At 56.0% G+C, this 5,383-nt stretch carries 7 protein-coding genes; 4 read left to right on the forward strand and 3 right to left on the reverse strand.

What is annotated here, in order from left to right:
• The 3 genes from M6F29_RS11120 to M6F29_RS11130 form a co-directional block, all read right to left on the reverse strand.
• The coding region (locus M6F29_RS11120; protein WP_298159824.1) for a recombinase family protein at positions 1–479 on the reverse strand (479 nt) is incomplete at its 3' end.
• Positions 476–937, reverse strand: coding sequence for a DUF2924 domain-containing protein (locus M6F29_RS11125; protein ID WP_298159827.1), 462 nt, complete (start codon positions 935–937; stop codon positions 476–478). The genes M6F29_RS11120 and M6F29_RS11125, both read right to left, overlap by 4 nt.
• Positions 934–1,128, reverse strand: a complete 195-nt coding sequence (locus tag M6F29_RS11130) for a hypothetical protein (protein WP_298159830.1) — start codon at positions 1,126–1,128, stop codon at positions 934–936. Before M6F29_RS11130 ends, M6F29_RS11125 begins: the two co-directional genes overlap by 4 nt.
• Positions 1,129–1,220: 92 nt before the next feature.
• Between M6F29_RS11130 and M6F29_RS11135 the strand changes: the two genes are divergently transcribed.
• The 4 genes from M6F29_RS11135 to M6F29_RS11150 all read left to right on the forward strand — a co-directional run bounded on the left by M6F29_RS11135 (position 1,221) and on the right by M6F29_RS11150 (position 5,253).
• Positions 1,221–3,503, forward strand: coding sequence for a hypothetical protein (locus M6F29_RS11135; RefSeq protein ID WP_298159832.1), 2,283 nt, complete (start codon positions 1,221–1,223; stop codon positions 3,501–3,503).
• A 106-nt stretch (positions 3,504–3,609) separates the two neighbouring features.
• The gene (locus M6F29_RS11140) at positions 3,610–3,876 is read left to right on the forward strand and encodes a helix-turn-helix transcriptional regulator (RefSeq protein WP_298159834.1); all 267 of its coding nucleotides are present in this window, start codon (positions 3,610–3,612) and stop codon (positions 3,874–3,876) included.
• 10 nt (positions 3,877–3,886) lie between these two features.
• The gene (locus M6F29_RS11145; RefSeq protein WP_298159838.1) at positions 3,887–4,231 is read left to right on the forward strand and encodes a hypothetical protein; all 345 of its coding nucleotides are present in this window, start codon (positions 3,887–3,889) and stop codon (positions 4,229–4,231) included.
• Positions 4,228–5,253 (forward strand): ParB/RepB/Spo0J family partition protein, encoded by a 1,026-nt coding sequence (locus M6F29_RS11150; RefSeq protein ID WP_298159842.1) that lies wholly within the window; start codon positions 4,228–4,230, stop codon positions 5,251–5,253. The genes M6F29_RS11145 and M6F29_RS11150 overlap by 4 nt, the downstream gene beginning before the upstream one ends.
• Positions 5,254–5,383: the final 130 nt, after the last annotated feature.

The following is a 5,383-nucleotide window of genomic DNA, read 5'->3' on the forward strand; positions in this document are numbered from 1 at the left end:
ATCTTGTCGCGGATGCGTTCACCCGTGACTTCGCGCTCAAACTGGGCAAAAGACAGCAGCACATTCAGCATCAACCGCCCCATGGAGGTGGTGGTATTGAATTGCTGCGTGACCGATACGAAAGATACCCCATGGCGCTCGAACACCTCGACCATCTTGGAAAAATCAGCCAGGCTGCGCGTCAAGCGGTCGATTTTGTAGACCACCACGATGTCGACCAACCCGCGCTCGATGTCAGCCATCAGGCGTTTTAATGCGGGACGTTCCATGTTACCGCCGGAGAATCCCCCATCATCGTAGTCGTCACCCACCGGAATCCAGCCCTCGGATCGTTGGCTCGCAATATAGGCCTGCCCCGCTTCCTTCTGGGCGTCGATGGAATTGAACTCCTGGTCCAGCCGTTCGTCCGAGGACACCCGGCAGTAGACCGCACAGCGTTTGCGTGGCTTGCTGGTGGCAATTTGTTGGGTCGTGCTCATCTCACACCTCCCTGATGACCCCGGTCAGAAAGCCCGAAGAACAAGGGCCCTGACCAGTGCGTACCGGTAATCTGCCGCGCCACGGCGGTCAGACTTTTGAAGGGCTTCCCCTCATACTCAAACAGTCCTTCAGCAGTAACCAGAACCTTATGCTCCCGTTCGCCCCACTCTCGTAGCAATAAGGTGCCCGGTGCAAAATTGAATTCTCTCGGGCTGGCGCGCAGTTTTATTTTCGAGTGCTTGGCCCCGATGGCTTCGAGCCGCTGGCGTGTCGTCGAGGATAATCCCCCCAAGGCTTCTTCCTGCAACTTGTAGGCAACCCGGGATTCAATGAATACCCGGTTGGGATTGATCGGACGGCTTTTGAAATACCGGTCCCAGATCGTCCAGAGTTCTGCAATCGGCATTCTGGACAGGGCTGATATACGGGACGCAATGGATTCTTGTTGATCGCTCATGACAAATTCTCCGGTGGATAGGAGGTTGTATGAACGCTCTGGTCGGGCATAAAGCCAAGTCCAATCTCTCTCTGTTTTTGGTCTTCTCCAGTGAGGGTGCGAATAATGGCCGCCGCAAGGATGGCGGTAATTTCGCCAACTCTGGTGGCCCCAGACATCCTGGACGGGTTCGTGAGTTCGATATTTTTCATGACTGCTCCATGGAATTGCAACTGTCATGGATAATGACCCCGAATTTCCGAACAGGATGGCAACGTAGGGTAATCAATCAAGGAGAAAGTAAGTGGCCAGGAAGTCTCTCAAGAACAGCAAGCACCTCGTTGATTTGATCGGATCGGCAACGGTGCCCGCCATCGCTCAACTTTCTCAGGTCGACAAATTCGCCTTCCTGGCTGCGGTGGACGCATCGCTCCCGCCGGCACAAGCACGACTGGCGCTCATTGAAGTCTTGGCAACGGTCAGCCCCGATGTCCTTGCCGTTGCCGACCAGGAGTCCATTCGCTTCATGCAGTTGGCCAGGTTCCAGTCAGAAGCATTGTTGGAACACGCCTATGCCACCCTCGAATTCGAGGGATACCCCGATTTATCGAACTTCGACCGGAAAGCGGATGCCATGACGCGCCTGGTCTGGCTACGAACAATGGCCCCCAAGATTTTTGATCAGATCGAAACGATCTACCTGACCCATCACTTTCACGGCCACAAGAAATTCCAGGGGTTCACCGTTCGCGAAGGAGATGGCAGGGATTTTGTCTGGGGCGAAGATGTCGAGCAAAAACTCCATGCCGCTGTGGGCGAGATTCTCACCCTGGATGACGAGACGAAGGCCAGTTGCGAACTGATCCATTTCGAGATGGAGGAAGGGAACGATGCTGAAAAACGCAGGCTCCACTATCTGGTGGTGTACCACCCCGGAAAGATGCGTTTGCTACATCAAATGAAGGATCGCCAACGCGACCTGCTTCATTTCATTCCGGCGCTGGAGGCGACACTCGTCTATGACCCTGCCAACAACATGGTCCATGTGCTCTCGGATCGGTCGTCCGTGGCGAAGCAGTTGGCTGATCGCTTTTCTCAGATCGGCTTCGAGAAGCCTCTTTCCCGGCAGCCGGTTGACGCCATGAATTTTGAGTTGTCCATGTTCAAGCGACCGATCGATCTCGCTATGGCGCAGGCCCCCGGCGCGCTCATCGAAGACGGATGGATCTCTGCCCTGACCATGACTCTCGGACATACCCGCCATAGCGTCACCCTGAATATGGCCTCCAGCGACAACATCTGGAATGTATCCGCCCACCATTTCGGCGCCCACAATCCGATCACCTGCTGTCGTTCGGTGCAGGAGGTGGAACTTTCCTTCATCGTGCGATTCGATGGTGAAACAGAGTCACGAGCATTGGATATCACGGTCGGTCAGCGCGGTTCCTGCAATCTGCTGACGCTGCCAGACCCACGACTACGCCAGTGTGGTGAGGACATCCTGATGTCGCTCGGCGTGATGACACGGGTGGAGCCGGAAAAAATCGGTGCAGACCTGGCATTGTTCCAAGCCGAGATGAAGTTGCTTGACCTGGCCTCTGATGAGGTCGATGGACATCTGCTGAACGTGCTGCAGTTACCAACTGCCGATCTCGTCAGCAAGGGCCTCCTGAAGAAAAAGGCTCCGGGCGACTTGATCACTGTGCCCGTGGAAGATTCTGAAGGTCAAAATGGATTCCGTCGACTTCTGGTTCAATCAAACAGCACCAGCACCTGGGCTCAGGACGAATTATCAGGCAAAAGGTACGATCTCACCGATGGTGATCTATGCCGCTACATGGTGGACAAATCCTATCTCCGCGAACGCTTGGACACCTTGCTCAAGCAACAACTGATCGACCATGCATGTTTCCCGGATGAGCAGGAACCCTTTGTCATCGGGAATTACCAGATGGGGGACCAGCGCCTGCCGGTCGTCCTGGTTTCGCATCTTTGGGATGCCAGGCATGCCGACAAGATGGATACTGCTTTGCGTCAGGAAAACCTCGGCCTGAGCATCGTACTCACCACGACCGACAATACCTCTCGCCGGTTCCTAGGCCCGGGTATTGTGGTTCCACTGAATACGATCCAGGTGGAGGATGATGACGGGGTTGCGCTCGACTTAACGCGGATCGAGGGTGAAGTTCGCCGGAGACAAAATGCCGCCGGGACAACCGATGTTCCCAAACTGATCAAGGACGATGCACGGAATGCTTTGCTGGTCGGCCCTTGGCCAGATCCGTGGGCACTCACAAAGAAAGAATGGATCGATGTCGTTGAAATTCTCGTGGATGCCTGGACATCACACAGGGAAAAATGCTCGAAGTTGCAATTGGAAAACGCGGCAAAAGTGCCCATGCGGTCAATGAGGGAGTTTTTCAGAGGTGCGCCCGAATGGAAAAACTACATCCGTGGTGCTGATGGAAACGACAAACCTCGTCAGTGGGAACTCAACATCGGCGTGCCTGAATATGTGAGAAAGACCATCCGCCAAGTCTCAAGTATTCCCGCAGATGAGTTTATCGAGCAGTCTGAAATCGCTTGAGGATCAACAGGATGTAATTTCTGCGTAATTTCTGCGAGAACTCTGCGTAATATCGCGGGACCCTATGCGATGAAATGGGGGCACTTCAACCAAAGGAGTGCTCCAAATGCAAAACCAATTCCCTTTCAAACAATCCAGACGGCACTCTCGCCGTCCGCTCGCCCAGAACTGTACTCAGCGCATCGCCCTCGACGAAAACGAACTCGCATCCCGTTGGGGGTTGTCGGTCAAGACCTTGCGCCGTTGGCGACAGGAACAGCTCGGCCCCGTTTTCTGCAAGTTGGGCGCCCGGGTCACTTATCTGATCACGGAAGTCGAAGCGTATGAACGGCGCGTCTCGCGATTCTCCACCTCAGTTCGTGTCTGCGCGTGAGGGGAATGACATGGACAAAATCGTGATCACCCCTCTGGAAATGCAGGATCTGTCTGTCGAACAGATCGCCTGTCTATCCCACCATCACCTGCAGGAACTCCATGTTTCCTTAACCGAACTGACGACCCGGGTCGAACGCGCCCGTGAAACCCTGGAGACCGCCCTGGAGCAACGATTCGGAGAAAAAGGTCGTGAAGTTCTCAAGAAATCCAACCGTGACTTTGGCGTGGTCCATTTTTCTGATGGTCCACTTCGCGTGACTTACGAGGTGCTAGAGGGACAGTTCGCTCAGCCCTGCCCTATCAAACCCATCAAAGCGTCCTTTCGGCTCGCGCTCATCGGGGAGGATGCATGATGAATGAGATGGAATTTCACCCGGTGAGTGCGCTTTTCCCGGAACTACCTTCAAACGAGTTTGAAGCGCTGGTGGCCGACATTGCGCAGAACGGCCTACGGGAGCCTATTCATGTGATGGGCAAGGCGATCATCGATGGTCGGCACCGTTACCGCGCCTGTCTTGCGGCCGGAATCGAGCCGCAGTTCATACAGGTTGCTGAAAACGCTGATCTGAACGCCCTTGTGATCAGCCTCAATCTGCGCCGTCGGCATCTGTCCGAGAGCCAACGGGCGATGGTTGCGGCCAAACTGGCAAGTATTGAACGGGGTCACTTCAATGGGAACCAGCATGTGGTATCGGCAAATTTGCCGATACCAACGCTCCGGCAAGGCGCTGCGGCTGATCTGCTCAATGTTTCAGAACGCAGTTTACGTAATGCGCGAACGGTTCAGGCCAGTGGGATTCCAGAACTCGCCAGCGCCGTAGAGCAAGGCGATATCTCCGTCTCGGCCGCAGCCGCTGTCGCGCGCCTACCGGAACCGACACAGCAGGAAATCGTGCGTCGCACCCCTGATGAAATCCGCTCCATCGCCCGTGAGGTGCGAGATCGCATCCACGACGCCGGTGTGGTTGGCCCTTCGGCGGTACGTATCTTTGACAAGGTCGCCCAGGAGCAACGACTCACCGGCATCGAACAGTGCGCCGTGGTCTATGCCATCAAGGCTGATACTCCCGATCTCCCCACGCCATCCGAGGCACGCCGCATCGCCATTGCAGGCGATCCGGGGCTGATGGTGCTGGCTTCCGATGGCCGCTACCACATGGCGCCGGGGGACCCCGAGGAGAACACGCGCTTCGAACGCTGGCTCGTATTGCGCGAAGGGCTCGAACCCCTTGGCATCATGCCGCTCTCCCCTACGGAGGCCATTGCCTCGATCCCGGCTTATCAAAAACAGAATGTCACCGCCTGGCTGGCTCACGCAGTGCCTTTCCTCAATCAACTGAACCAGCTCTGGAGTCAAAGCCATGCGCAATCCTGATCTCACCCATCTGCGGGAAGCCGTGCGCGCCGAAATTGCACGGGCCTTCAAAGCCGCGGGATTTGCCAGGCCCCGCGACATTGCCCGGCAGGTCTGCGCCGCCCACCCGGAGAATATCTCCGCGCTCGGC

It is taken from the genome of Ferrovum sp., from assembly GCF_027317285.1.
GTDB lineage: Bacteria > Pseudomonadota > Gammaproteobacteria > Burkholderiales > Ferrovaceae > Ferrovum.